The following is a 507-nucleotide window of genomic DNA, read 5'->3' on the forward strand; positions in this document are numbered from 1 at the left end:
TGAATAAATTACCTTTCTTATGTTTTACTCAGCGGAGAAAGGACAAGGACACTGATGCAATGTTTGTATCTGATAGTTTTGAATGGAGAATCAAATGAGTAGTAATCCAGCACTGAACACAATGGTTGGTGGTTCACATTATCAACCAGACAATAAAGCAATCCAGCCATTGGATTTCTATCATGCAAATCCACAGCTGAACTTCCAGCAGACTAACATGATCAAATATGCATTCCGTCATAAAGAGAAGAATGGTATTCAGGATCTGTTGAAGGTTGTTCACTATGCTTTAATCGAAGTTGGGTTTGAGTATCCAGAACAATATGATGAATTTGTGAGCAAAGTTAAAGGTCTTTTACCACAATAATAAAATAATTTAGAAAAATATAGACGTTTAATTTGTCTACATATATAAAGAGAAGCAACTCTTCTTGTTTTCAAAAACGTCTATTTTTATTTTAACTTTTTAAAAGGATTTTCATGTTAAAGAAATTATGGTCTTTTATT

At 32.0% G+C, this 507-nt stretch carries 1 protein-coding gene; it reads left to right on the forward strand.

Annotated features, from left to right (window positions below; translation table 11 throughout):
* The first annotated feature begins 94 nt into the window (after positions 1-94).
* The gene (locus tag N1032_RS28085) at positions 95-367 is read left to right on the forward strand and encodes a DUF3310 domain-containing protein (protein WP_259544038.1); all 273 of its coding nucleotides are present in this window, start codon (positions 95-97) and stop codon (positions 365-367) included.
* The last annotated feature ends 140 nt before the right edge of the window (positions 368-507 follow it).

Source organism: Herbiconiux daphne, assembly GCF_024979295.1.
Taxonomy (GTDB): Bacteria; Actinomycetota; Actinomycetes; order Actinomycetales; family Microbacteriaceae; genus Herbiconiux; species Herbiconiux daphnes.